The organism is Sphaerochaeta associata (assembly GCF_022869165.1).
Lineage (GTDB): Bacteria > Spirochaetota > Spirochaetia > Sphaerochaetales > Sphaerochaetaceae > Sphaerochaeta > Sphaerochaeta associata.
In genome coordinates this window covers 3,176,651-3,203,067 of sequence record NZ_CP094929.1, presented here as the reverse complement: position 1 = coordinate 3,203,067, position 26,417 = coordinate 3,176,651, and the positions used below count along the sequence as shown (strand labels likewise).

Annotated in this window: 24 protein-coding genes; 9 read left to right on the top strand and 15 right to left on the bottom strand. The window is 52.1% G+C overall.

What is annotated here, in order from left to right; all coding sequences use genetic code 11:
• Positions 1 to 31: 31 nt before the first annotated feature.
• The 3 genes from MUG09_RS14775 to MUG09_RS14765 all read right to left on the bottom strand — a co-directional run bounded on the left by MUG09_RS14775 (position 32) and on the right by MUG09_RS14765 (position 3,837).
• Entirely contained in the window at positions 32 to 1,699 is a 1,668-nt protein-coding gene (locus tag MUG09_RS14775; RefSeq protein WP_244772209.1) for a GGDEF domain-containing protein, read from the bottom strand.
• A gap of 9 nt (positions 1,700 to 1,708) precedes the next feature.
• Positions 1,709 to 2,509: an NYN domain-containing protein gene (locus MUG09_RS14770; protein WP_244772208.1), complete on the bottom strand. Its 801-nt coding sequence runs from the start codon at positions 2,507 to 2,509 to the stop codon at positions 1,709 to 1,711.
• 74 nt (positions 2,510 to 2,583) lie between these two features.
• Positions 2,584 to 3,837, bottom strand: a complete 1,254-nt coding sequence (locus MUG09_RS14765; RefSeq protein WP_244772207.1) for an RluA family pseudouridine synthase — start codon at positions 3,835 to 3,837, stop codon at positions 2,584 to 2,586.
• A gap of 92 nt (positions 3,838 to 3,929) precedes the next feature.
• On the opposite strand from MUG09_RS14765, the gene MUG09_RS14760 reads away from it, so the two are divergent.
• From MUG09_RS14760 to MUG09_RS14750, 3 genes are all read left to right on the top strand, one after another.
• On the top strand, positions 3,930 to 5,033 hold the full coding sequence (locus MUG09_RS14760; protein WP_244772206.1) for a GGDEF domain-containing protein: 1,104 nt from the start codon (positions 3,930 to 3,932) through the stop codon (positions 5,031 to 5,033).
• Positions 5,026 to 5,748 carry a creatininase family protein gene (locus MUG09_RS14755; protein WP_244772205.1) on the top strand — a complete coding sequence of 241 codons (723 nt, stop codon included), beginning with the start codon at positions 5,026 to 5,028 and terminating at the stop codon, positions 5,746 to 5,748. Before MUG09_RS14760 ends, MUG09_RS14755 begins: the two co-directional genes overlap by 8 nt.
• 87 nt (positions 5,749 to 5,835) lie before the next feature.
• Entirely contained in the window at positions 5,836 to 6,303 is a 468-nt protein-coding gene (locus MUG09_RS14750; protein ID WP_244772204.1) for a TrmO family methyltransferase domain-containing protein, read from the top strand.
• On the opposite strand, the gene MUG09_RS14745 is transcribed toward MUG09_RS14750, so the two are convergent.
• Positions 6,275 to 7,126 carry an effector binding domain-containing protein gene (locus MUG09_RS14745; RefSeq protein WP_244772203.1) on the bottom strand — a complete coding sequence of 284 codons (852 nt, stop codon included), beginning with the start codon at positions 7,124 to 7,126 and terminating at the stop codon, positions 6,275 to 6,277. The genes MUG09_RS14750 and MUG09_RS14745 overlap by 29 nt on opposite strands.
• Positions 7,127 to 7,161: 35 nt before the next feature.
• Here MUG09_RS14745 and MUG09_RS14740 point away from each other — a divergent pair, with 35 nt between their 5' ends.
• Positions 7,162 to 7,635 carry a 2-thiouracil desulfurase family protein gene (locus MUG09_RS14740; RefSeq protein WP_244772202.1) on the top strand — a complete coding sequence of 158 codons (474 nt, stop codon included), beginning with the start codon at positions 7,162 to 7,164 and terminating at the stop codon, positions 7,633 to 7,635.
• Here MUG09_RS14740 and MUG09_RS14735 read toward each other — a convergent pair.
• Positions 7,592 to 8,194 carry a hypothetical protein gene (locus MUG09_RS14735; protein ID WP_244772201.1) on the bottom strand — a complete coding sequence of 201 codons (603 nt, stop codon included), beginning with the start codon at positions 8,192 to 8,194 and terminating at the stop codon, positions 7,592 to 7,594. The genes MUG09_RS14740 and MUG09_RS14735 overlap by 44 nt on opposite strands.
• A 26-nt stretch (positions 8,195 to 8,220) precedes the next feature.
• A complete protein-coding gene (locus MUG09_RS14730; protein WP_244772200.1) occupies positions 8,221 to 9,561 on the bottom strand; it encodes an MATE family efflux transporter in 1,341 nt (446 codons plus the stop codon).
• Positions 9,562 to 9,653: 92 nt separating this feature from the next.
• Here MUG09_RS14730 and MUG09_RS14725 point away from each other — a divergent pair, with 92 nt between their 5' ends.
• On the top strand, positions 9,654 to 10,391 hold the full coding sequence (locus MUG09_RS14725) for a haloacid dehalogenase-like hydrolase (RefSeq protein ID WP_244772199.1): 738 nt from the start codon (positions 9,654 to 9,656) through the stop codon (positions 10,389 to 10,391).
• A 100-nt stretch (positions 10,392 to 10,491) separates the two neighbouring features.
• A complete protein-coding gene (locus tag MUG09_RS14720) occupies positions 10,492 to 12,936 on the top strand; it encodes a GGDEF domain-containing phosphodiesterase (RefSeq protein WP_244772198.1) in 2,445 nt (814 codons plus the stop codon).
• Here MUG09_RS14720 and MUG09_RS14715 read toward each other — a convergent pair.
• On the bottom strand, positions 12,915 to 13,445 hold the full coding sequence (locus MUG09_RS14715) for a hypothetical protein (RefSeq protein ID WP_244772197.1): 531 nt from the start codon (positions 13,443 to 13,445) through the stop codon (positions 12,915 to 12,917). The genes MUG09_RS14720 and MUG09_RS14715 overlap by 22 nt on opposite strands.
• A 125-nt stretch (positions 13,446 to 13,570) precedes the next feature.
• Here MUG09_RS14715 and MUG09_RS14710 point away from each other — a divergent pair, with 125 nt between their 5' ends.
• From MUG09_RS14710 to MUG09_RS14700, 3 genes are all read left to right on the top strand, one after another.
• On the top strand, positions 13,571 to 15,475 hold the full coding sequence (locus tag MUG09_RS14710; protein ID WP_244772196.1) for a GGDEF domain-containing phosphodiesterase: 1,905 nt from the start codon (positions 13,571 to 13,573) through the stop codon (positions 15,473 to 15,475).
• 146 nt (positions 15,476 to 15,621) lie between these two features.
• A complete protein-coding gene (locus MUG09_RS14705; RefSeq protein ID WP_244772195.1) occupies positions 15,622 to 17,412 on the top strand; it encodes an alpha/beta hydrolase in 1,791 nt (596 codons plus the stop codon).
• A gap of 120 nt (positions 17,413 to 17,532) precedes the next feature.
• Entirely contained in the window at positions 17,533 to 18,036 is a 504-nt protein-coding gene (locus MUG09_RS14700) for a MarR family winged helix-turn-helix transcriptional regulator (RefSeq protein ID WP_244772194.1), read from the top strand.
• A 44-nt stretch (positions 18,037 to 18,080) separates the two neighbouring features.
• Here MUG09_RS14700 and MUG09_RS14695 read toward each other — a convergent pair whose 3' ends face one another.
• The 8 genes from MUG09_RS14695 to MUG09_RS14660 form a co-directional block, all read right to left on the bottom strand.
• Entirely contained in the window at positions 18,081 to 19,394 is a 1,314-nt protein-coding gene (locus tag MUG09_RS14695) for a metallophosphoesterase (RefSeq protein ID WP_244772193.1), read from the bottom strand.
• Positions 19,395 to 19,557: 163 nt separating this feature from the next.
• A complete protein-coding gene (locus tag MUG09_RS14690; protein WP_280529369.1) occupies positions 19,558 to 20,316 on the bottom strand; it encodes an amino acid ABC transporter ATP-binding protein in 759 nt (252 codons plus the stop codon).
• A complete protein-coding gene (locus MUG09_RS14685) occupies positions 20,316 to 21,116 on the bottom strand; it encodes an amino acid ABC transporter permease (RefSeq protein WP_244772192.1) in 801 nt (266 codons plus the stop codon). The genes MUG09_RS14690 and MUG09_RS14685 overlap by 1 nt, the downstream gene beginning before the upstream one ends.
• 15 nt (positions 21,117 to 21,131) lie before the next feature.
• The gene (locus MUG09_RS14680; protein ID WP_244772191.1) at positions 21,132 to 21,971 is read right to left on the bottom strand and encodes a transporter substrate-binding domain-containing protein; all 840 of its coding nucleotides are present in this window, start codon (positions 21,969 to 21,971) and stop codon (positions 21,132 to 21,134) included.
• A 218-nt stretch (positions 21,972 to 22,189) separates the two neighbouring features.
• Complete coding sequence (locus MUG09_RS14675; RefSeq protein WP_244772190.1) at positions 22,190 to 23,209, bottom strand: LacI family DNA-binding transcriptional regulator; 1,020 nt, start codon at positions 23,207 to 23,209, stop codon at positions 22,190 to 22,192.
• A 60-nt stretch (positions 23,210 to 23,269) separates the two neighbouring features.
• Entirely contained in the window at positions 23,270 to 24,625 is a 1,356-nt protein-coding gene (locus tag MUG09_RS14670; RefSeq protein ID WP_244772189.1) for a family 4 glycosyl hydrolase, read from the bottom strand.
• Positions 24,626 to 24,638: 13 nt separating this feature from the next.
• On the bottom strand, positions 24,639 to 25,523 hold the full coding sequence (locus MUG09_RS14665; protein ID WP_244772188.1) for a carbohydrate ABC transporter permease: 885 nt from the start codon (positions 25,521 to 25,523) through the stop codon (positions 24,639 to 24,641).
• On the bottom strand, positions 25,523 to 26,410 hold the full coding sequence (locus MUG09_RS14660; protein ID WP_244772187.1) for a carbohydrate ABC transporter permease: 888 nt from the start codon (positions 26,408 to 26,410) through the stop codon (positions 25,523 to 25,525). Before MUG09_RS14660 ends, MUG09_RS14665 begins: the two co-directional genes overlap by 1 nt.
• Between the last annotated feature and the right edge of the window lie 7 nt (positions 26,411 to 26,417).

Genomic DNA, 26,417 nt, shown 5'->3' with positions numbered 1-26,417 from the left:
GGGTGCCGAAATAGTTCGAGCAGGTCAAGAATCACACCTTCTTTGCCTTCATCGCACTCTTGCATCGATACATGGCTGCATCGGCTCGGCTGACTACCTGTGCAAACTTCTCCTTCTTCTTGGGTATGTACACAGCATAGCCTACGGCAACATCGTAGTCGACTTTGCCCGATGAGCTGAAGAAGTCAAGCACCGTATCGGCAAGCTTGGCAATCTGGTCCTCATCGACTTTTGGAATGAGCGCTATGAACTCATCGCCTCCGTAACGATACAGGCTTGCCGAGGCCGGCAACAACCGTGAGAGTCGTTGGCCGAAGTCCCGCAGTACATTGTCTCCGGCCTTATGGCCCTGTGCATCGTTGATCTGTTTGAGATTGTTGACATCCATCATCAGAATCCCAAGCACCTCTAATTTCCCTGCGTTGCAGATCCGCTCCACTTCCATGTCGTAGGAAGCCCTGTTTCCTACCCCGGTCAGTGCATCGGTGTAGGCGATCTGCTGTAAAAGTTGTTCTTTACTCAGCTGCTGTGTTTTCTGTCTGACAAGGGTGATGCTGTGCCAAAAGAGAATGACTGCCGAAAGGGCCATGCCGAAGTGCAGGAGGACTGCACTGTCGAGCTGAATGTTCATTGCAAGCAGAACGACTTCGGCGAGAATGGATGCAAGCAGGCAGGAGAAGGCGAGCAAAAAGGAGCTGAGCCGGCTGTTTCCTTTTATATACTCACACCCGAGGTTGGTGAACAGTGCAATCAAGAAGAGGGCCAGGGCCAAGCCCGAATAGAGAAGGAGGTCGGTATACTGAGCTATACCCGTCATCTGCAGCAGGCCTCCGATGATGTACATCAGCAAAAAGAGCATCGAGATGCGCTTGAAGTGCTTGATTCTTCGATGTACCGGATAGGAATGGATGACATAATTGGTCAGGAAGGTCGGGAGCGTGTACAGGGCGGCAAAACTGAAATTCAACGGAAGGACAGGGTTGCGCCAGAGCAGGAACTTGCTCGGAGTCTGACTGAACACCCACCCGCCGAGGGCGAGCAGAATCATGGCCAGGTAGAAGAAGCTCTTTTGCTCCTCCTTGGTCTGGATTGCAAACGAGAAGAGGGCGATGAGTGTTCCCAACAACAGTAGTGAGAAGCCGAAGAACAACGACGGCCACTCTTTGAATTCTGTAAGGATGAGGGATGCCTTGCTGCCGGCACGTACTTCGTGGATATAGCCGGCAAATGCGTTGTTGGAGGTGTATTCGAACGTCAGAGAAAGGGTTTTGCCCTGATAGGCATCATCAAGGCGGATGAAATGGGGTGTCGAGCCCCCGAAAACCGGGCGCGCCCAACCTTGCTTGGGTCCCTCGAACCGATAGATGCTGGTCCCGTCGACCGAGACGATAAGGCTGCTCATGCTGGTATTGACTGCGATGGCGGTATTGTGGTTGGGAAACGAGGCGGGTAGACGGTAGGCAGCGGTGAAGGTCTTTCCCAATAAGGGGCCTTCAATGGAGTAGGGAAGCTTGACGTCTTTTGCAATGGCTGTTTCCCCTTCGTAGATTGTCCAAGGGCCTTCCCATTCGGTGGTCGGTTCATTGTCCAACGCGGGTATGGGCAGAAACGAGTCGAGGAAACAGGCCATGCAGAGCATGACTACGACCAGTAACAACAAAATCCGTTGCATGCGATGTTCAGCAGAGAAGTCCAGCATTATACCTTCCTATGCATGGTTTGCTTGAGATGCCTTGCGAATCTCCGGATGTCCCTTCTCATTGAGCTTTCGTTCGATGAAGCGTTCCTGCTCCAGTTTGGACAACAAGTTGCCGAGGCTGCGATAACTGCTGCGCTCGATCATCCGGCTCTTATCCATCTGATGAAACTTTACCCCTGCATAGCTGACCAGTTGCCAGGCATCAGGGTCGAAGGATTCAACAACCTTTCTCATCAAGTCCTCGACCAGAATGTCCATTTTCTTGGTATGGGCGGCGTCGGGTTTCTCAACCTTTTTGGCCTTGTCCTTCTCGGCTCCCTTCGGCTCTTCGGCCTTGGGTTTGGGCATGAATGTTTCGATGATCAGGATTTCATCACAGCAGTTGTTGAAAATAGGTTTGTCGCTCACCGCCTCCTTGGTCACCAGATAGACTTCCTTCCCATATTTCCTCAGTGCTTCCATAATGACAGTGAAATCACTGTCGCTGGTGATGAAGACATACCGGTCGATCACCGGAGTGTTGATGATGATGGTCTCCAATGCTTCAAGACTGATGATCAGGTCGGCCCGATTCTTGTAATTGGTGGTGATCGACGGGGTGTCGCGGATGGTGAAATTATACTCGGCCAGCTGTTTCTCGAGTTTCTTGATTGACTTGGAATTTCCGCAAGCCATCTTGATGACGAAGATGTTCTCTTCCTCGGGGCTGTCATTGTGCTTGAGTGTAAGCTCCTCGAAGAGCATCTTCAGATCGAGACCGGAAGGGATGTTCTCCAGATCGATGTAAATGGCATTGTTCTTTCTCCGCATGTAGTGCCCCCTGTCCATCTACTATACACCAACATTGGTGGTCAAGAAAGTACGAAGTAAGAAGTATGTGCTGCTTAAAAAGGTGTTTCGGTGCTGAAGGTCATCAGTATTCCGGTTGCAGGATGCGCGAACTTGATCATCTGTGCATGCAGGTAGAGCCGGTCCTGCATCCCGCTGCCGTACAGCCGGTCTCCGACGATAGGAAGGCCCAGACCCTTTGGATGGGAGCTGTGGAGCCTGAGTTGATGGGTTCTTCCCGTCTTGGGTTCAAACTGGACACGGGTGACCAACCTGTCATCGGCAGTACGTTCCACCCGCAGGCGTTTATAGACCGTGGTTCCCCATTTGCCATGAACCTCATCATAGATTTGATGCGGTCGATTGGTGATGTCGGCACGGAAAGGCAGGGTGATGGTCCCGCTTTCCACTTTCAATACACCTTCCAACAGGGCTGTGTAGCACTTCTTTACCTGTTGGTCGCGGAACAGCTGGTGCATCCTGCGGTGTGCCTGCTTGTTCAGGGCAACCACCAACAGGCCGGAGGTGTCCATATCGAGGCGATGGGTTGCACACTGAAGCGGGGCGTCGGGAAAGAGGCGGCGGATTCTTGTCTCCACTGAATCGGCCTTGTCCTCCGTCCGGCCGGGGACCGAGAGCAGCCCGGCTTGTTTGTTGACCACTGCAATGTGCTCGTCCCGATAGACAATGTCGAGGCCCAGCATGTGCTGCAATATGGGTTTGCATTTCTCGTCACAGGGGCCGTAGAAGGCCGAATGTGTGCGGTTGGAACTATTGCCGAAAAAGAATTCGGCCATGCTGATCGGTTGCAGACCTCGGGAAAACGCTTCATGAAGCAGTTTTATCGCACAACAATCCCCGCTGCCGGTAGGGATGTTGGGAGTAGAAAAACATGAGGTGAGAGGAATCCGGGTACCGTCGATGGCCGCCAGGTTGTAGAGGCTGTAGTAGTGGGAAAGGGCTTTCTGGGAGAGGGTGGCCTGCTGTGCCCTTCCTGCGAGCTTCTTGATGTTCTGGTCGTACTGCTTCATATACACATCGTAGTCCTGGTCGTTGACTACATGGGGGGCCCAGTGGGGTAGGTTGCGCCTTCCCCCCAGGCTTCCTGAAAAGGCTTTGAGCAGCACCTCGTTTCCCGCTTGGTCGCACGCTGTGAGCACACCGAACATAAGGCCGCCACCGCTTTCGAAGAGCCGGTCGGTGGAGTAAGCGGACTCTGAATCGAAATCAATGGCTTTTCTTGTTGTCAGCAGGTGCTGCAAGTACAGAGCGTGCAACATGGCCGGATACTGAGGAAGGGGTGGATGCATAGGGCTATAGTACGCAAGAGAAGCCGCTGTGGCAACCTTTCCCCTAGGCAAAGGCAAATGGCTGTGTCATCATACGAAGCAAGGGTAACGATATGCAAGCGACGTTGGAACTGGACATGCTTTCCGTTGTTATGATGTTCTTCGCCATAGCCTTGGCCAGCAGAAGCGTACAGACCAATCCCCGAAACCGGTGGTACATTCTCTCTGCATTCTCGTTGCTCGTATTACTCGGAACCGAGTTGTTCGCCTATCAGGTGGATGATGTGGGAGTGGCCGGCCAGATATTTTTCCATAGGGCTACCAATGTGTTGGGCTTCTCCCTCTCACCGGTGGTCTGCTTCTTTTTACTGCATTTCATCGGGTACTACAGAGTACGGAAACTTAGCCCCGTTATGGTGCTGCCTCTCATTCTCAATGCGATGTTCAGCCTGGCGAGCTATTGGACGGGGTGGGCCTTCTTTGTTGACGAACAGAATATCTACCGGCGCGGCCCATTCTTTTTTGTCTCCACCTCCATTACGCTTTTCTACTATGGCTTGAGCATTCTGTACCTTGTAAAGTCGTTGCCGCGTTACAATAATTCCGATCGATTGCTGCTGATCTGCATCCTCACCACCCCTATTTTGGGCTTTATAGTCCAGATGCTGTATCCTTGGGTGCTTACCCTCTGGCCGAGCGTCGCCCTCTCTCTTCTGCTCTTCTACCTCTTCTTCCTGGAACAACGCTATTCGATCGACACCTTGACCGGTCTCAGAAACCGAACCATGTTCATGCATGATATCCTGGACTTGCAGCATGGCAGCAGGGATGCAGCAGCAATCGTAGTGCTTGACGTCAACTATCTGAAGAAAGCAAATGATACCTATGGGCATAAGGCCGGAGATGAGCTGTTGGTGCATGCCGGTTCTCTGATCGAGCGGTGTTTCAGGGGGTTGGGCAAGGTCTATCGGGTCGGAGGCGATGAGTTCGCCGTTGTCAGCACGAAAATCGACGATAAGGAAATCGAGCGCGCGCTTGTGCTTTTGGACGTACAGATTCAGCTGTCAAATACGACAAGAACGATCAAACTCTCGTTGGCATCGGGCACCTCCTGGTGTGAGTCGTGCATCGGAAATTTGTTCAATACCTATGTTGCTGCAGACAATGCCATGTATCGCAACAAGGAGGCGATGAAACGGAGGCCCTCGGATGGATGAGTGTGTACACTATGCCAGGTTGAGTGTTCCCTCGTTCACCAAACGGTTGAAAGAGCACCCGGTGGGCTACATACCCTTGGGGACGCTTGAATGGCACGGGCTCCACAATGTATTGGGAGCCGACGCCCTGCAGGCTGACGGTATCTTCACCCGTGCAGCGCAACGATTCGGGGGAATCGTGTTTCCTCCTCTCTACCTCGGACCGGACCGTATTGAGGCCGGGCCTGAGGGCACAAATCTGATAGGCATGGACTATAGCGATGCAACCAAGCCCCACCAAAGGCTTGAGGGGAGTTGCTACTGGGTTTCGAACGGCTTGTTTCTGATGATGCTCGAGGCGCTCGTGGTTCAGGCGAAACGGGCTGGATTCATCTGTCTCTTAGCCGACGGGCATGGGCCCTCACGCAAAGCCTGGGCCCACATGGCCGGGCAATGGGAGAAACAGTATGACATCATCCTCCTCTCATCGATCAATGACTTTGATGCACAATCCTTTGTGACCCAGCAGGACCACGCAGGCCGAAATGAGACATCGGTCATGATGGCCCTTCATCCTGATTTGGTGGACCTCAGTCGCATCGAGGATTCCTCCGGAGCATGGCCGCTGGGGGTGAAGGGCGAAGATCCACGTCTTTCCACAGCCGCATACGGGGAGTACTTGATCGAAACCACCGTTGAGGCAATAGGACGCAAATTGCTGGAATTGGGCCTGTAGATAAAGCAATTTTTGTCATCTGCCTCTCCGGTTTTGTCATGGTTTTCCCCCACAAGGCAGTTCATGCTCAGATCAGGAGGATCAACTATGGAAATTTCCTGTACCGTAATTGGTAACGTCGAGCAGCGCGATGGGTGTCGGATTGTACTCCAGGCTCCCTACAAGCATGGCTTGAAGGGCCTTGCAGGCTTTGGTCATGTACAAGTTGTCTGGTTTGCCGACCAAGCGGGCAATGCCGGTTCGGCCTTTACCGTCATCCCCAAGCCGTATGCCAAGGGGCCTGAACAGATCGGGGTTTTCGCAACCCGTTCTCCCTACCGACCCAACTCACTGTGCATCAGTACAGCCTGCGTAGTGGATGTTGATGAGGAGCAGGGTATTCTACAGCTTGGATACATCGATGCAGAAGATGGAACGCCGGTGCTGGACATCAAGCCGTACCACGGCAGCGAGGACCGGGTTCGTGAATACAAGACTCCGGTTTGGTGTGCCCATTGGCCGCAATGGATCGAGGACAGCGAGCACTTCAGTTGGGAAGAGGAGTTTCTGTTCTGACGGGAATGTAGATTTCGATCACCGATTGTCCCTTCGGATACCGTTGGAACTCCCAGTTGCCCAGAGGATGCAGGGGACTTTGGGCAAAATAGGTACCGTAGATGTACTGATACGCGTCCCTTATACGCGTTACATCTTCTGAGTGGATGAATCGTATGTACGAGGCTGCAGGAACTCTTCGAACGGTGAAGAGTTCCTCTCCTGTCCAGCCTTGGTTCACAGATTTTGCACAAAGCACACTCATGCCCGGCAGTTCCTCGTTGGTCCAAGCGCTGTATTGATAGGTCGTCCCCTCTTGTAGAGCATGCCTGATCAGATGCTCGTAACGGCCGAACTGTGCCCAAATGGTGTGGAATGTTTTCGTTTCAGGCCCTAGAAAGAAGTTCAGACCACAAAGCGTGAAGGCTTCCTTATGAACAAGCTCTCCTGCCAGGATGCAGGACGTTTCTTTTCGTCGAGGATGGATGCGCTCTTGTTTCTCCTCATCGCCGAGTCCCCTCTCCCGCATCCGGGAGGGATTCTTGTTCCAGCGGTTTTTGCAGGCACGGTAGAATGTTTCGTAGTCACGAAACCCGTAGCGGGAGGCAAGAACAGCAAAGCTGATGTCGCAACGCGCAGCTTCCATCATCAGGCTGGTCAGAAGCCTGCCTTGCAGGTACTCCTTCAGGTGAAGCGCTGTATGAGAATAGAAGAGCCTGGAAAAGTGGTGAGCACTGTAGCCGCTGGTTTGAGCCAACTCGGCGACCGTGGTAATGGGGGTGGCGGAATCAAGGCTTCTCTCAAACCGATTCAATGTCTCAATCAGGGTATCGTATCCATCCATGGCAACAGCATATCACAGTGTGCTATGCTTTCGATATGAAGAAGCTCCCGCTTGTAATCAGCGCATGTCTTGCCGGCAGATGCTGCCGGTATGACGGCAGTTCGGCCCTGCTTTCCTGTTTGAATGCGTTGGATGAGGTTTTTGAGCTCATCGCCTTGTGCCCCGAGCAGCTTGGAGGCCTTCCCACCCCGCGTAGCTGTGCGGAATTGGTGAACAGGCGGGTGCTGACAAAGGAAGGCTTGGATCTGACCGAGCCCTTTGTGGAAGGATCACGCAAGGCTTTGGCTCTTGCTCGAGCTCAAGGATGCAGTATTGCGCTGCTCATGGAACGCAGCCCATCCTGCGGCTCGACATGCGTATATGATGGAACCTTCAGCGGTACCTTGATCGAAGGAGAAGGCGTATTTGCAAACCTGCTCAGGGAGCAGGGTTTTACGCTCTATACACCAAAAACCATCGATGCTCTTATGAAAGCCAATACTGTTTCGTACGGATCAGAGCATCGGTGACAGCCTTCCAATTATCAGCGTCCTTGAACATCCAACTGCCGGTCATGCCCAGCACGTGAGGGTGGTTCAGATAGTGGTTCATCATCGACTCATCGATATGTCCGGCGACAAAGAAGGAGAAGTCGCCTTCGGCGGCCATCCTGTCGATGAAGGAAAGCCCTCCCAGCTCTTCCACCGGATAGCAGCCAAGGACCTTCAACTGATGCAACACAGCCAGATTTGCCTGGGTGGTGACCGGATAGATGGGAACACAGCGGTTGTGGCACAGCTCGATCATGCGCTCGTCAAAGAGGGGGGAGAAGATAAATGCCGCCCCTGCATGAATCGCCCGCTCTGCTTGTTCATAGGTCTGCACATTGCCCGCTCCTACCAAGAGAGTCTCCTCCTTTGACAGGATCTTGAGGAGAGCCGGCCCGTCGCCTCCCTGTTGGCTGACATTGACGGCCCTGACCCCGCTGTCCTTGAGGGCTTGGATGAGCTTTGGAGCCTGGCTCTGTGTGTACAGCTTGACCATGGGGATGCATCGTATTTTTGAGAGGGTGAAGGTAGTCGTATCCATGAGAACCTCCTATCGGTGGTTCCAGTTTACTTGGTTTGGCGCATCCAGTCGACCGAAAAATAGTAGATGACGAAGATTACCGCGCTGATCGTCCACGTGACCGGGTAGGCCCAGTACACAACGCGGATGTCCATGACGATGGAGAGCCCCACCTGAATGAAGATAATGCGGAAAATGCACCAGATTGCGAGCATGACGCTCATCGGGACGATGGACCTGCCCGCCCCCCGGAAGATGCCGGTCATCGCATGGCTGAGGGCGAGTGACCAAAGAAACAGGCTGGCGATGTGGGACTTCTGTACTCCAAAGGACAGGACCTCCGGATCGCGGCTGAACAGGGCGATCAAGGGTTCGGAGCCGAAGTACATCAACAAGCCGATGGTTTCGGCCAGCACCATGGCAAAAATCACCCCGAAGCGGGCTCCCTTGCGTACCCGCTCATACTCTCCGGCTCCCAGGTTCTGGCCGGTGAAGGTGGTTAGTGCGAGGGCGAAAGCGGTGATGGGGATGAATGCAAAGCCTTGGATGCGCATGAACGCCCCGTTGCCAGCCATGGCGGAAGGGCCGAAGAGATTGATCGAGGACTGAAGGATGACATTGGCGAAGCTTGTCACCGAGTTCTGGATTCCCGAGGGAATGCCAAGTCTGAGGATGGGGCCGAGATACCCTTTGTGGAAACGAACATGCCACAAGCGTACCTTGATGATGTCATTCGTGGTGATAAGCAGGCGGAAACTCAGGATGGCACTCACCGCCTGGGCGATGATCGTAGCATAGGCGGTTCCTGCAATCCCCATCTGAAATACTGCGACGAAGACCAAATCCAGGACGATGTTGATGACCGAGGCGATGATGAGGAAGTACAGTGGGTGTCGGCTGTCTCCGACGGCCTGCAGGATGCCGCTGGCGGTATTGTAGAGAATGAGGGTGCTGATCCCTAGAAAATAGATGCGTATGTAGAGCTCTGCGTCGTCGAAAACACTGGGCGGCGTCTGCATCCAGACAAGCATGACCGGGGCAAAAAAATACCCGAGCAGCGTTAGAAGTACACCGCCGGAAAGCCCGAGGGCGACGGTGGTATGGACAGCTTTTTGCACTGCAGCCTCATCGCCTTCCCCAAAGGCTTTGGAGATGACGACCCCTGCCCCAACGAAGATGCCCTGAAAGAGTCCGATCAACAGCATGGTCAGTGACCCGATGGAGGAGATGGCCGCCAGCGACTCTTTGCCGACGAAATTCCCTACGACCAGGGAGTCGGCGGTGTGGTAGAGTTGTTGAAAAAGATTGCCCAGGAATATGGGTATCGCAAACGAGAGCAGATTCCTTTGGATGGAGCCGGTGGTCATGAGTTTTGTATGCGTTCCCATATGAAGTAGTACTCTAGTCCATCACAGCCAATCATGCAAGTTGCAATCTGCGCCAAGGTATGCAACGATACTCTGCATCGGGAGGAGAGGCAATGCAGGATCTATGGGAATTGTGTCATCAGGGTGAGGGACCGGCACTGTTTGATATGGACGGTACGCTGTTCGCCGGGGATTTGGGGGAGACCTCGTTTTTCGTCCTGCTTGCATGCGAGCTGCTGCACAAGGAGCCTCAGACCATCAACGCTTCCGATGTCACCTTGCTTGAACAGTCGAAAGGCACAGGCTTGGAGCATATCCTCGGTTCGTACAGCAGTGCCGTCAGGCAAGGTCTTATGAAGGAGGCCTATGCAATCACTGCCGACTATGTCCAGACTCTTCCATACGCTAAAGTGCTGTCCGCCTGCATCCGCTGCTTTGAAGCCTTTGGCGACAATAGTTGTTCCTTTCTGTTCGATGGCGTAAAGCACAGTCTGTTTGTCAAGAAAGAGCAGCACATGCTTGCTTTTCTGCAAGCCTGCCTTCACGCTAAAAAGGCAGTATTCCTTGTCTCGGCAAGCCCCTTGCAGGTGGTGATTGCGTTCTGCGAAATGTTTGCACTTTCAGGCATCACCCCCATTGCGGCTGATACAAGACATGAGCTGCCCTACGGCCCGGGTAAAGTCGAACGCCTTGCTCAGGCTGGTGTTCTTGCTGCACAGCTTGCATTTGGAAACAGCATCGGGGATAGGGAGATGCTGCAGTTGGCCCGGTTTGGAGTACTCAGGAATCCAGGCGATGATACCGTATTGCGTACCCTTGCCCAAGAGAAGGCTTGGATGATCGTCGATTGAATAACGCGGCAAGCAGGTGTGCTTGTATGCAAGTGGTAAAATGTTTCCTCTCGGGGGCAGGCATCGTGTATACTGCATACCATAAGCAAGGAGAGCAACCGTGGGCGATAACATACTGGTAGTCGGGTCTTCCCGGGATGACTGGGCAACCATACAAGCTGCGCTTGCTGTGTATAATGTCATTCTTGCCAAGGACGGCAGGCAGGCCTTGGAGTATGTTGCAAATCTCTCCAATCTGGTGTTGATCATCATCGATGCGACCTCTGAAACTCTCGACGCCCTTTTATTGCTCCACACCCTTGAACAGGATCCCCGCTGCGCAGTAATGCTGATATCCCAAACAGGAGAGGGTGAGTCGGTGTTGCACACACCGCTCACCAGAGCTTGTGTATCGGATCAGGTGCAGCAGGTGCTGCAGAAGGACCGTTGCAAGCAGCTCAACGAGCAGTCCTCCCTCTTCAACGCCATCTTCTGGCAGGCCCCCATCGGCATCACCATCTCCCATGGCATCGGGCCGCTCGATGGTACCATAAACGAGGTGTTCAGCGTGAACCCCCGGTTTGAGGAGATAACCGGAAGAACCAGGGCGGAGCTGAAGACAATCGGGTGGGCCTCGATCACGCATCCCGACGACCTTGAAGCGGACCTCGTACAATTTAAAAGACTCCAGGCAGGCGAAATCCAAAGCTACTCGATGGAAAAACGATATATCAAGAGCGATGGTTCCTGGGTATGGGTTTCCATGGTTGTGGCTTCCTTGCAAATTCAGAGCAATCACTCGTACAGCCATATCTGCCTGGTGCAGGACATATCACAGCGCAAGCAGGCAGAGCAGCAGCTCGCCGAGAGCGAACGCAGCAAGTCTGTGTTGCTCTCCCATCTGCCGGGCCTTGCCTACCGTACCAAGTACGACCCTGATTGGACGGTGCTCTACGTTTCCGACGGCTGTAAGAATCTGACCGGGTATGAACCGGCGAGTTTGGTGGGCAATCGTGACATCAGCTTCAACGAGCTCATCGTCCCTTCCTATAGGCAGGCCATCAGAGAGGAGTGGGAACGTGTGTTGCCCTTGCACCAGACGTTCACTTATGAGTATGAGATCATCAAAGCTGATGGACAGCGTGTGTGGGTGTGGGAGACCGGGCAGGGATACTACACCCAGAGAGGCGAAGTACAGGAGCTGGAGGGCATCATTCTCGATATCTCCGATCGTAAGAAGGTTGAACAGGAACTGACGTTTTACAACGAGCATGACATGTTGACGAGTCTATACAACCGCCGGCATTTGGAAAATCTCTTGCATGAGGATATCCAGCTGCATGCTTGTTTGAAGCGGGCTGTGGTCGCAGTCAATCTGAGTGCCCTGCATACGGCGAGCATGACCTACGGTTTTCAGTATACACAAGAGATCATTAAAAAGGTTGCCACTGCCTTGCTTGTACTCAGCAACGAGCAGTGTCTCTTATGCAAAACTCATGAGTATCGCTTTTCCTTTTATGTAAAAAACTACCGTGAGAAACAGGATTTGATAGACTTCTGTAAGAGAATCTCATCTCTTTTAGAGACCTTTCTCATTATTGAGGGTATCAATTGGGGTATTGGCATTGTTGAAATCGGCAGGGATGCCACCAAGGATGTGGAGCAACTGCTCAGGAATCTCCTGGTTGCTTCAGAGCAGGCTCTGCAGCAATTGCATGGACAATCCAGCTATTGCTTCTTTGATACTGAGATGGAGGAGCGGCTCTACCGGGAGGAGGAGATAACCGCAGAGCTCAGCCGCATCGCCGCCGGTGAGGGAAGCGGTTCGCTGTTTCTCAACTATCAACCGATTTTTGAACTTGCGAGCAACAAGATTGTCGGATTCGAGGCGTTGGCACGCCTTCAGATTTCCTCCCTCGGACTCATATCCCCCTTGCAATTCATTCCGATCACCGAGAAAACCAAGCTCATCATCCCCCTCGGTGATTCAATCATCCTACAGGCTCTGAGGTTTCTGAACACCTTGCACGGCAAGGGGTATCACAACATTGTGATGTCCATCAACATCTCGGCCATCCAGCTGCTCAAACATGATTTCACCGCCAATCTTTTGCGGATGATCAAGGCGATGCAGGTCGATCCCCGCTGCATCTGCCTCGAGATCACCGAATCGGTGTTTGCTTCCAACTATCAGGACATCAACAGGGTTCTTGGACAACTGCAGAGCATGGGTATCCAGATTGCAATCGATGACTTCGGCACCGGGTATTCCTCCCTCGCCCGGGAACGGGAGCTCAATATCAACTGTTTGAAGATCGACAAGTTTTTCATCGATAAACTGATGACACTCACCGACGAAGAAGCAATAACCGGTGACATCATAAGCCTTGCGCACAAGCTCGGCCACTGTGTCGTAGCCGAAGGCATCGAGCATGAAAGACAGCTGCAGTACTTACGGAAATTCGGCTGTGACAAGATTCAGGGCTACCTGATCAGCAGACCGGTGGATGAGAAAGTCGCCCTCTCGCTTTTAGAAGCTCAAGCTCACATACCCAGTAAAGACTGAAGCTGGAGCATTCGGTCGGAGCTGTACGCTCCTTTGACAAAACCCTCAATGGAACCGGTGGCTGAGAGCACCACGAGGGTAGGCTCTCCATCGATGGGGATGCGTGCATCGGAGGCGAACCGTTCGGACTTGGAGAGGTAGAGCACCCCTCCCTGTGTCTCCTTTACAAGGTCGCCATACTCCTTTGCAATGCCGTTTCTGATTGCACCCCGCACAAAGAAGGGAGCCCCGTCGATCACCGAAATATGATAGACGGTAATTGAGTTCAGTTTTGATGACGTTTCTTTCAGCTTTTTCTGCCACTCAATGAAGTGCTTTTGTTGTTCCTCTCCGTTCTTACGGGATGAACTGAGGGTGAGGGCGATGATGACAGACCTCTCTTCAAGCAAATCATCGGGAAAGATGAATGACTTGTCGTTGAAGAGCTTTCCTTCCACCGAGGAAAAGGATGCAGCAAACACCATACTGCAAGCGAGCATGCATACCGCAATACTGATAATCTTTCTCATATGGGATTGACTATACTATAGAACCTGTTGACTTTGTAGTTCCCCATGCCTTTCCTGCTGTACTCTTGCTTGTTTGTGTTATAATTCCACCATTGTAGATACAAGCTTTCTCTCAGGGGTGGTTCATGCATTATGTTACAGTCGCACTGCTTTCGAGCATCCTGATGCTTTCGATTCTCATCGATGTTCTCAGGTTCCCGCTTTTACGCAAGGATAGGGGAAGCAGGTTCTTCTCGGAGTTGACCATCACCTATTCGTTGTACATCATCCTCACGTTGCTGCTGGTATCAGCACAACAAGGTCTTGTAATCTACCCGGTTCTCATCCATCGGCTTGTTTGGACCTTGCATGCGCTGGCGATTCCATTTCTCCTCTCTGCCTGGATGCACTTCAATGCAGTCAATGTGATGGATGATCCCAAATTAGTTGGCATCCTCTCCCTGATCCACGACATTCCCCTCGCTGTTTTGACTGTTCTTGCATTTCGGGACGTTCCCAGGCAACAGTTCTATCCTTTGAATCAGGCGTTCGTGCATCTGCTTCCTTCTTCTGGAAGCACGTATATCATTGCACTCTCCTGGTTCTTTTGTTTTGCCATGCTCATGCCAACCCTGGGCCATCGCAAGAACCTCCAAGGGTCGTTTCTGTTCATCTCCCTGCTGTTGCCCTTGTGCTTCGGAGTCTCCTTGATATCGCTTCAGACGACCCATTCCCCCTTGATGTTCATGCTGGTTAATGCATTCATGCTGGTGTTGTACTACTTGATAGGCCAACGGGACTCAGTCACCTTCGACAGTCTTTCCGGCCTTCCCAACGAAGCATTGCTTCAGCGTAAACTCATCCGCATCTTCCGCTTTCAATCACCTCATACGCTCATCTTTTTGGATATCGAGAACTTCGAGTATTTCAGCTCGCTCCATGGAGCCCCGACAGCCGAGCAAGTGCTTGTCGGGATTGGTACATTTCTGAAAACCATGGCTGCTTCGAATGAGGCGTTCCGACTGGAAGGCAGCAGGTTTTGTCTTTGTCTTCCATCGAAGGACGGCAGGCTTGCCGGCTCGGTGGTTCAGGCGGTCAGGCAGCGCATGACCCAAGGTTGGCAGGTGGAGGGAGAGCTGCTGTTCGTACAAGTCAACTTCGGTGTGCTGCACATCCCAAGCCATGCTTCTACGCTTGCAGAGTACGATCAGGCACGCAAACGGGTGCTCTCCGAAATAACTTCGGTACGCAAGCAGCCCGTATTCATCTTTACCAAGCAGGATGCTTTCGACCAGCAACGTCGGATGAACGTCTTGTCCGCACTCCGATCCTCGATCCGCAATCCCGAGCAGGTGATGGTGCACTATCAACCCATCTACGATGTTGCAACAGGCCGGATGGTTTCGGCTGAAGCATTGATGAGGATCAAGGATGAACATCTGGGGTTTTTGCCTCCCTCCCAGTTCATCAGCCTTGCCGAACAATCGGGGTTGATCGTTCATCTTACCAAGATTCTCCTCTCGAAAGTCTGCACCTTGGTCAGGAAAAATCTGGGCGAGTGTGCTTTGGAGTACATTTCGGTGAATTTGAGCGGCGAGGATTTCAATTCGAGCCATATTGCAGGTTCATTGATCTCCATTATCGAGCAAGAGCAAATCGCCCCCAAAAAGATCGGCTTTGAGATCACCGAATCGGTGGCCCTCCGCTCATATGAAAAAGTTTCACAGGTGATGCTTGAGCTCTCGCTTAGGGACATCAAGTTCGCCCTTGACGATTTCGGTACGGGGTATTCCAACCTGAAGGCGTTGATGGACCTGCCGTACGCCTATGTGAAATTCGATAAGAGCGTCATCCATGCAGCCATGGCCGATCCTGCCATGCTTGCCTTGCTTGTCGATATGCTGCACACCTTGGGCAAGGTGCTTATCGCCGAAGGAGTGGAAACCGAACAGCAGTTGGAAATGGTCAAGAGCGTGGGTATCGAGCGTGTACAGGGATTTTACTACGCAAAACCCATGGAGGAGCAAGCGTTCCTGGAGATGGTAGGATAGCCGAGTCGCTCGAAATCCAATCGTAAAGCAATAGAGAAGTCGGGAAGCTCACCGTCATGATGAATATCATCGTTGCAGGGAGGAATATCTTGGTCTATACTTACTATAGAATCAAAAAAGATTCTAAAGAAATAAGGAGGGCTTGAATGAAAACAAGCAAGAACTGGATGTTGCTCTATCTGGCGATCATACTCATGGTTGGCGGTAGTCTGGTAGGAGCATGGGTGAATGCAGGGTTTGGGAGGGTGAAGGTCGAAGAGGTCTCCATTTGGCATGCACCGGGCTTCAAGGTAAGCGCCTACCTGTATACGCCCAAGGCCAATACCGGAAAAGCCCCGGCAATCCTTGCCATTCATGGGTTGAATAATCAAAAGAACCATATGGCGAATACTGCGCTGGAATTTGCGCGAAGAGGATATGTGGTTCTCTCCATGGATATGAGCGGTCATGGAAGATCCACCGCCAAGAATCTCGACCATGGGGCCGGAGGTCCCGCCGGCCTTGCATATCTTCGAAGCCTGCCGAATGTTGATACGCAGAATATCGGTATAGTCGGGATGTCCCAAGGAGGGTTTGCAGGAGCGATGGGTGCAATCACCTCGAATCCCGATGGCTACTCATCGGTGTTCTTCATGGAGTCCGAGGTGAATGCACCGGGGTCCATGGACCTCTCGGCCGCCCCCTTGGTTAAAAATGCAGCCTTCAATATTGGAACGGTTACCGAGCTTGGCGTGATGATATTCATCGGCAAGGGTTCTGATGCTCCCGTATCACCGGTATTGCAGCCGTTGTTCAATACTACCGATCCCATCGAGGTCGGAAAGGTGTATGGGTCCATCGAAGAAGGAACAGCAAGAATACTCTATCAGCCTTGGGAGAACCATGCAGGTGCTACAGATTCCATTCCGGCTATTGCAAATGCCTTGGAGTGGATGCAACTGACGCTTGAAGGTGGAAACGGGCTCTCTGCGCGCAATCAGATTTGGCCTGTCAAGCTTATCGGTACGGCCCTTGCATTATTTGGTGCAATGCTGTTCCTCTTTCCGATGGGTTCATTGCTTCTTGAAACCCGGTATTTCAACGATTTGAAGGAGAAACTCCCGGAGTACCGCGGGTATGAGGGTAGAAGTTGGTGGATCGGTGCGTTGCTCACCACCGCCATCGGGCCACTGCTGTATCTGTTTGTTTGGAATCACATGTTTTTTGTGCCTTGGATTACTCCAAACAGACTCTGGCCTCAGAATTTCACCAATGTATATATGGTTTGGTCGATGCTCTGCGGCGGTATAGCCGTTGTTCTCATGATATTGGGGCATTACACCCAATTGAAGAAGAAAGGAGCTACAGTCGCGCACTATGGATTGACCGACTCTTCACGTACATTCGACGGGATGAAAATCTTGAAATCCCTAGGCTTTGCAATATGCACCCTCCTGCCTGTTTACCTGATTCTCGTATTCGTTGACGGGGTATGGAAGGTGGATTTCAGGGCTTGGGTTGTCACCCTGCTTCCATTCACGGGGAAACGGTTTTTAGCCTTTCTTGGGTACTTGGTTCCTTTTGCTCTCTATTTCATACCGCAAGGAATCGTGTTGGCTGGTTTCCAAAGACCGAAGCAGGGCAAGCTTGGTTTAGGCAGGGAGATGGCGATCAATGCCGTTGTGATGACATTGGGAGCGGTTGTTTGGCTGCTCTTCCTGTATGTACCGCTTATGGTGGGTGGATCCATTATCTTTGGCTCGAATCCTCTGATTCAGACAGCTGCCGGGATGGGAGGCATCTACTACATCCCCTTGTTGGTTCTCTGGCCGCTTGTTGCCTGCATCTACACGTATTTCTTCCGCAAGACCGGCAGGGTGTATGCAGGGGCCGGCATCGCAACACTTTTCATTGTCTGGTACCTGAGTGCTGCCGGTTCCTTTGCAGTCATGCTGTAGTCGCTTGTCCATTTGCCAGGTGTCATCAAAAACCGCTTTCGCCGATGTCACCTGGTTCTGTTTTCACCCTTCCAAGATGTGCTATACTCACACTACTTTGAGAGTAGGCTGGAGTGCTTCATGGAATTGAGCTGGATGGGGCGGTATAGGAATCTCGTAGGCCAGTTGACCAGATATGCCAACATCTATGTCCGTGGCTATAATATTGAGCTGGGAGGGGAGGATGGAGTGTTTCTCTCCGCCCAGAGCTGGCAGGTCTTGGAGTGCATCATCGAACATGAGGATGAAGTTCTGAAGATGGCGGAACTTTCCCGTTGTCTCGGTATGCCTCAGAGCACGTTTTCCAAATATGTGAAACGCCTTGTACAGCAACATCTGGTTGAACGGTACAAAAAAACGGATAACCAAAAAGAAATCATCCTGCGGCCGTCGGCTTTTGGCAGGGAGTTCTACAGCAGCAAGAGCAAGGGGCTGCTGGAACTCGGGTACAAACAGATGTTCGGCCTCTTGGAGAATCTTTCGGACGATGATCTCGAAGCAGTGGTTGCAGCCGTGCAGAATCTCGCCGATCATTTGGACCGTGATACCGACGATTTTTCCAAAACCCGTTTGATCAAGCTCTGAGAACAAGCCCCATGGCCTCTTCGGCCACGGGGCAGACAATCCTGTTACACAAGGTCCGAGAGAAGCAGATCCTTGATATCACGAAGCTTGCCATCGGTGGTATATTGGTAGACTCCCACCTGATTGGAAGGACCGGTGGTGACTACTGCAAAGGTTCTGGCGAGGTAGCTGCCGTCTGCCTCCTTGTAATTGACGTTGTGGTCGATCCAAGTACCGGTGTTTACATAGTAGTGGTTGTTGCCGTAGTCGTAGAACGCAGGAATATGAGAGTGGCCGAAGAGCACGACACTGGTATCGCTATGGGCCTTGTCGACTTCGAATTGCAGGCGTGCCTGGGTCTCGATGTAATCTCCCCCGAGTGCTCCGAGTGCTGCTTCAATGAAACTGGCCTTCTTTTGAACACCGTTCGCCTGCTGACGGGCATCCCACGTCCTCTGATAGTTTGGAAACAAAACCGGTGCAGAAATCTCGCCTTGTTCATTGAGGACCGGAAACATATCCTTAACGGAGTACACATCGTTGTACCCATCGATGCGGATATCGAACAGCGCATCACCGAATGCATTGCCCAAGGTAATACGGCTGAACTCCGTAGCAAGAGTCTTGTAATAGGCATAGGCGGCGAACTGGTCGGGATTCGTCGCTCGGTCTGGAACTGTTGATATGACGGGAAGATCGGCTGTGAAGGACGGCTTGCCGGAGATCACCCAATCGGCTGCATACCGGGCATAGAAGTATCCGGGAGGAAACATCGTGGGACCACTTACCAGATGAGAATTGGTGATGGTATCCGGGGCTGAGAATACGTCGTAGCGATGTCCATGCTCGATGACTATCTCGCTTCGGTCCCCGGTTCTGTAGAGACCGAGGCCGAGGCGGTCGGAGCAGACAACAATGCCGGGGATTGCCTCTTCGATGCTCGCCGGTGTAATGGACATATCGTGATTCCCTACTACGTACACCAGCTTGATTCCTGCATCCATAATGTTCTTGAACGCAGCGAGCACCCCCCGGTTGTTCTCGAGAATTTCCTGATAGAAGGCATCACGGTCGGTCTCGTTGAAGGAGAGAGGCAGGTACCATTCATCCAGGATATCACCGTTGAGCACCACTTCCCGTACATCTGCTGTAGCGGCGATTCGATTGAGGAATTCGATCAGATGGGAGCGGTTTTCCAGAATTTCAGCATATGCATCCTCAATGCCGAGGTGAATATCGCTGAGAACAATGATTTTATCGCGGGTATTTCCCGCATCCCAGAGCGGATGGACACCTGCCTTAGTCGTTGTAGTGGTCGTACAGCCCACTACCAGCGCAAGCAATGCAGTAATAAGCCCCATGTAAAACCTTTTTCTCATGCTGCCTCCTCGGGCAGGCCTGGTTTTAGGTAAACCAAACAACGCCCTACAGGCAAAACTAGTGCATGATAGGTTTTATAAGGACCATTGTTACTTACTATGATGCATTTTCACCTTAAAAAGTGTCCACACGAGCCGGGAATTGTTTCATCGGCTGAACTGTTTACGTTGCATCGTTGGATTGGTCTGTTTTGGTGAATCGGCTGAGAAACTCTTTCAGCTGGGGACTCTTTGGACGAGAGAAGAGATTCTTCGGCTCCCCTTCCTCCTCAATTTTCCCATCATACATGTAGACGACATGGTTGGAGACATCCCGTGCAAAGGCCATCTCGTGGGTGACGACCAGCATGGTGGTTCCCTCCTTGGCCAAAGCCTTCATGACGTCCAGTACCTCACCGACCATCTCGGGGTCGAGAGCTGAGGTGGGTTCATCAAAGAGCAGGATCTCAGGCTGCATCGCCAGGGCGCGGGCGATGGCAACACGTTGTTTCTGACCGCCGCTGAGCTGATGAGGCTTGGCATTGATGTGGCTGGTCATGCCTACCTTGTCAAGATAGAGCAGTGCTGCATCATACGCCTCTTCCTTCGGTTTCTTCAACACCTTGATTTGACCGACCATGCAGTTGCTGAGCACTGTATGGTTGTTGAAGAGATTGAAGGATTGGAAGACCATACCTACTTTCGCACGATATTTCGCCTCGTTGACATGATCTGAGAGGATGTTCTGTCCGTGGAAAAGAATCTTGCCGGAAGTGGCGCTCTCCAGAAGGTTGATGCATCGAAGCAGCGTGGATTTTCCCGAACCCGAGGCTCCGATGATCGAGGTTACATCCCCGGGTCGAACTTGAAAATTGATGTCCTTGAGAACCTCGTTTTCGCCGAAGCGTTTTGAAAGATGCTCGATGCTAAGAATTTCAGACATTATTTCCTCCTCTTCGCCTTGCGCGGAAAACGCATCATGCCGCTGGTGAAAGCCAGGGTATCAGTTGTGGCAAGGTCGAAATTGACAGGGCCGTCCATTCGGTTCTCCCATGCAAGCAGGATTCGCGATGAGACGAAGGTCAGGATGAAATATATGATGAGAATGACCGTGGCAGCTTCAAAATAGGTATACAAAGCCCCTGAAATGCTCTTGAAGGTGAAGAAGAGCTCGACGGTTCCGATGATGGACAATACACAGGTATCCTTGATGTTGATGATCAAGTTGTTGCCGATCTGGGGCATGATGTTTCTCAGTGCCTGAGGGAGAATGACGGACAACATTGTCTGGAAGTGATTCATGCCGATGGCCTTTGCACCCTCGGTTTGGCCGATGTCGACGGACAGGATGCCCCCGCGGACCGTCTCAGCCATATAGGCTCCCGTGTTGATGGAGACGATCAGGATCGCCGCCTGCCACATGCCGAGGTTGAGGCCGAAGACCTGGCTTGCACCATAGTAGATGAACGCAGCCTGCAACATCATCGGCGTTCCGCGGAAGAGTTCTACATAGGCGGTGAGCAGCAGCTTGATGACTTTCAAGATAATCTTATAGAAAATATTGTCCTTCTTCTTTGGTTCAAGTGTCTGGACGATACCGACTGCAAAACCGATAACGCATCCCAAGGCCGTACAGACGATGGCGATTACCATGGTGGTAGCGGCCCCTTTTGCAAGGGAGCCGCTGTACTGCTCGAGGATGTAGAGCATCCTCTGCAAGAAATTCATTTCAGATATCGACATTCCATTTCCTTCAGGTTAGTTGGACAGAGGTTGAACGGCGATGGCGCTCTCCATCATGGCATTGAAGTCATCGACGATGAGGGTGTCCAGTACGCTGTTGATTGCCTTGGTCAGCTCAGGGTTCTTCTTGGAGACGGAAATACCGATGTTGATTTCCTCTTCACTGACAGCAAAATCATCATTTGAGCCAGCGAAATCGAGAATCTTCATGTTCGGGTAAGCAACAATGGCGGCTTTGGCAGTAGGCATATCGGTACAGATGAAGTCCACGCGCTTGCTGTTCAGGGCAACCAGCATGGCAGGTGCAGACTCCTGGGCCGGGAGGATCTTTGCATTGGGAATCTGAGGCAGACAGGTGTCGTACCAGATGGTCCCGAGCTGACTGGTGCAGGCGCCTCCCGCCAGATCGCTGATACCCTTTGCCGAGGCGTACTTGCTGTCACCGTTCGTCAGGCAGACGATCGAGGCATAGTAGTACGGGGAGGTAAAATCAACCATCTGCATGCGGTCCGAGGTGATCGACTGACCGGCGATGACGCAGTCCACCGTACCGGACTGCACTGCAGGCACGAGCGAATCCCAGTCCAGCTTTACAATCTCAAGGTCATAGCCCAGGCGCTCGGTGATCAGCTTGGCCATCATTACATCATAGCCGTATGCGAACTCCTTTGAACCGGAGATGGGTACAGCCCCGTTCGCATTGGTGGTCTGGGTCCAGTTGTACGGTGCATAGCCGCACTCCATGGCGACTCTCAGCACCTTTGCTTGTGAAGCGGGGGCTTCCTGCTTCCCTTGGGCGAACAGCATTCCGGTCAGACAGAGCAGTACGACCAAAACAGCAACAGTTTTCTTCATTGGTATCCTTCCTTTCTCTCTATAAGGCAACAGAGCCCCAATAGGGTATGTGAATGTTAATAAGAATACAACCATTGAAGCAACGTGTCAATTTGTTGTAAAAACATTTTACTTGTTATATAAATAACAGAACCATGGATAGTTGAAGATACCTGCAACAAAAACCCCCCATCCGATTCAGAAGGGGAGGCTTTTGTGCATAGGGAGAGAACCGAGAGTTAGAGCTTTCGCACCGAATCGCGTATCTGCAGATATATCGGCAGCGTAACCCTCGGCTGCTCGATTTCTTCTCCACGGAGCAGGCGCATCAACATCTCGATGGCAAGCCTCCCTTTTCTGCTCGAATCCTGATGGACGGTGGTCAACCTGGGTGTTACCAGACGAGAGAAGATATTATCGTCAAAACCGGTGATGGAGATGTCATCGGGAACATTGATGCCCTGTTCCTGCAAGAAAGTGAGCGCTTCGGAAGCGTAGTAATCGGAAGAGAACACCAAAGCCGTATAACCCGCATCCTTTCCCGTGATTTCAAGATAGATCTTCTCCCGCTTTGCACGATCGTACGGCAGGGGCCGCTTTGCTTCATCAGTGAGAACCAAGCCGTGTTCAGTAAAAGCCTCCTTGCATCCGGAAAACCGCTCTGAATCGCCGCCGGGAAAAATGGGGTTGCATGGGAGGAACAGTATGTTGGTGTGCCCCATCGAGAGGAGGTACTTCGTCACCTCATACCCCCCTCGTCTGTCTTCCAGCCCGATATTATAATACGTGTGATCGTCGTCATTGAAAAAGCAGTCAATGTAGACCAAGGGAACATCGACGCTTGAGCTGATGATGCTGCAAATCTTGCCCGGGACCCAGACAAGAATCAGGCCGTCCATCTTCCAAGCCTTGGATAGACGGACAACCTCCTCCTCATCGCTGGAGACATAGAGCATCATGTAGTAGCCGGCGGCTCGAATATCACGCTCCATTGCCCCGAGGATGGCCGAGGAGAACGGGTCTTCCAACACGGTTTCGTTATGTCTGGGCTCGGTGAACATGATCACGCCGATGATTCGTGAGTTGTTGCCCAGCAACATCATGGCGCCCATATTGGGGGCATACTTTTCCGATTCAATAATCGCCTGCACCTTTTGCAGGGTGGCAGGGGAGACTTTGCTGGTGCGGCCGTGAATGACATTTGCAACCGTAGTAGCACTCACCCCGGCCTTACGGGAGATTTCCTTGATTGTAGCCATATCCGCCCATTCTACAAAATTCAACGGATGGAAGTATACTCCCATCCGTTGTTGGTTCGCCTACTTCAGATATCCCAGCCAACGTTCCTGCTTGCTGATCATTCGATCGACCAATTCCTCCAATGAAGAGGCTTGGTGGACCACCGGATTGGCCAGCAGGGCCTGAATTGCATACTCCTTGCTTTTATGGATGATCGCCTCGGCCGTCATGTCATAGACACCGGCGTACGAGCGCAACAGAGCCAGATATCCCTTGGGCAGCTGCCCCATCCTGATTCCTGTGATGCCGTTCTTGTCGATCATTGCAGGAACCTCCACCACCAACCAGGACGGCAGGTCGTCAATGAGTCCTGCATTGAGGATATTGACGGCGGCTTCCTCGCTCTTGGCGTCGGTAATGATCCCGTCGATGATGGGAATGACACGCTCTGATGTCTCCAGCCGAATCTCATGGGGGACTTCCTGGGAGAGCATGACCTTGTATACATCGTAGAAATCGAGTATGCCCCGATGGTCCACTACGTCCCAGGCCCAGCTGAGGTATTCACCGAAATGGCTGTCCGTGGTGATGGGCAGCAGCTTGTAGTTCTTCAGCATGAACTGCACCAGCTTGCGGTCGGCCCACGTATAAGCACTCTTTAGATTCGTCTCCCCTTTATCGAATTTCTCAGCTGCTGCAAGTGAACCCGTGCGCCTGTACGAATCGTACAAGTCGCTGTACCCGGGCTCCTGTTCGAAGAACCGATCGGCTCTCGCCAGCACTTCGGGATAGAGGTTCTCTCCTGTCTTTCTGTCGGTCAGGCTGATCATGCAGCTGAAATGGTTCAATCCTGCAGCTCGGTAGTGGAGGTCCTCATGGGCTCTGCCCAGCATCTTGGGCAACCAGCGGCCCAGCCAGCCGATTTCATGGCACATACCCACAAACTTTGCCTGGGGATACATGCGTTTGACGGTGGTGCAGATGGCAGTCATCGGGTTGGAGTAGTTGAATATCCAGGCATCGGGACAAATCTCCATGGCATCCTTGACGATGTCCAAAATCACCTTGCCGATGCGAAGTGAATGAAAAACACCCCCCGGGCCGCCGTTTTCACCGTACACCTGATGCACCCCGTACTGCAGGGGAACCTTCCAATCCTCGTCCCACATCTGGAATCGGTTGCCCACCTCGATGGAGGAGATGATGAAATCGGCACCGGCAAAGGCGCTCCTTCGGTCGATGGTCGCATTCACCGTATATGGCAGGTCGTGCGCCTGTATGAATGCCTGCGTTGTTTGCAGGACGATGTCCAACGACTGTATATTGATGTCGAGCAGTGTTATCTCGCTGCCCTTGAGTGCTTTGCTGGTAAAGATATCGCCCAGCGTACCCAAGCCAAACTGGATGCTTCCAGCACCAACCAGTACAATTTTCATGTTTTCTCTCCCTCTATTTAATTGAACCTTCAACCATGCCCTTGATGATGTATCGTTGAGCGAAAATATATAAGACAATAATCGGAAGCATGGCTATCAACGTTGAGGTGAGAATCAGATCCCATTGCTTGAGATATGCGCCTGCGAAGGCCGTTACAGCGATGGGGATCGTCTGCACCCTCCCGTTGGAGCCAAGCACCAACAGGGGCAACAGATAGTCGTTCCAGATCCAGATCCCGTTGAGAATGAGAACGGTGATGATGATCGGCTGCAGCAAGGGGAATACAATCCTGAAGAATACCGTACTCTTCGGACAGCCGTCGATGGTCGCCGACTCCTCGATCTCCAAGGGGATGTTCTTGATGAATCCGTGAAAGATGAAGATCGACAGGGGACTTCCGAATCCGAGGTATGCGAATACAATGCCCCCTACGGTTCCGAGCAGGCGGAAATGCAGGAACTCCCCGATCACCCGCATCCAACGGACCAAGGGGTACATCAGGACCTGGAAAGGAATGACCATTGCCGAAACAAAGGCCATGAAGAGGATGGTCGACCACAGGGTCTTGTTCCGCACCAGAATCCATGCCGCCATGGAGGAACAAATCGATATGACCAGAAGCGATAACACCGTAATGACGATGCTGTCGACGAAGGCGCCCAGATAGTCGACCGTCGGATTGTTGAAGATGAGTCCGACGTTCACCCACAGCTGGTTCCAGTTTGCAGGAAGGGCTATTGCATCGAAAATGATTTCCCGCGATGTCTTGGCGGAGTTCAACACCACCATGATGAAGGGGAACATGAAAAGGATGAAGAGCAGGATCGTCACCAGTTCCAGCAGCAGCAGATCGGGTTTCAGGGAGCGGTTGTTTTTTCCCAAGCGTAGTGGTTTCATCACATCTCCACCTCTTTCTTCTTATTCACTGATACCTGGATCAGGGAGACGATCAACAAGGCAATAAACAGAACCACTGCCTTGGCCTGGGCTTCCGCCATCCGGTTTGCCGTGGCGGTATTGAATATATTCATGGCCAACAACTGACTGGCCTTGACCGGTGCGTCCATGAAACGTGTTGCAGGACCCCCGTTGGTCAGTGTCATGTTCATATCGAATTGTTTGAATGATGTAGTAAGGGTCAAAAAGATGGAGATGGTGAACGCGTTCGCCATCATCGGTATGAGTATGTGGATGACCCGATGAAAATAGCTGGCCCCGTCGACATTCGCAGCCTCCATGAGAGAGGATGGGATGCTTTGGATGGCTGCCACAAAAATCAGCATGATGTAACCGGCATACTGCCAGGTGTTGACTACAGCCATCGTCCAGATGACGGTATGCGGCATGCTGAGAAAGGATGTCTCCAAGAAGGCGATGGAGTAGGTGGTTCCGATTTTCACCAGGATGTTGTTCAGAATGAACTGCCAGATGTAACCCAGTACGATTCCTCCGATCAGGTAGGGGACGAAGAATCCCGAGCGGTAGAAATTCCGCCTTTTGATCTTGCTGGTTACAATCAAGGAAAGGACGAAGCTGACGATGTTGATGAAAACAATATTGATCAGCGTATAGGCGATGGTGATCAAGAACGAATAGATGAAATCCGGAGACGACATGAGGTTGCTGAAGTTCTTCAGCCCGACGAAGGCGACATCATTACGTACTCCGTTCCAGTCAGTCACTGAATAGTAGAGACCGAAGAAGAAGGGAATGATGATGACCATGACGAAGGTCAGGACGCATGGTGCGACAAATACAATATTGACGGCACGGTTCTTTTTCATTGGTGTT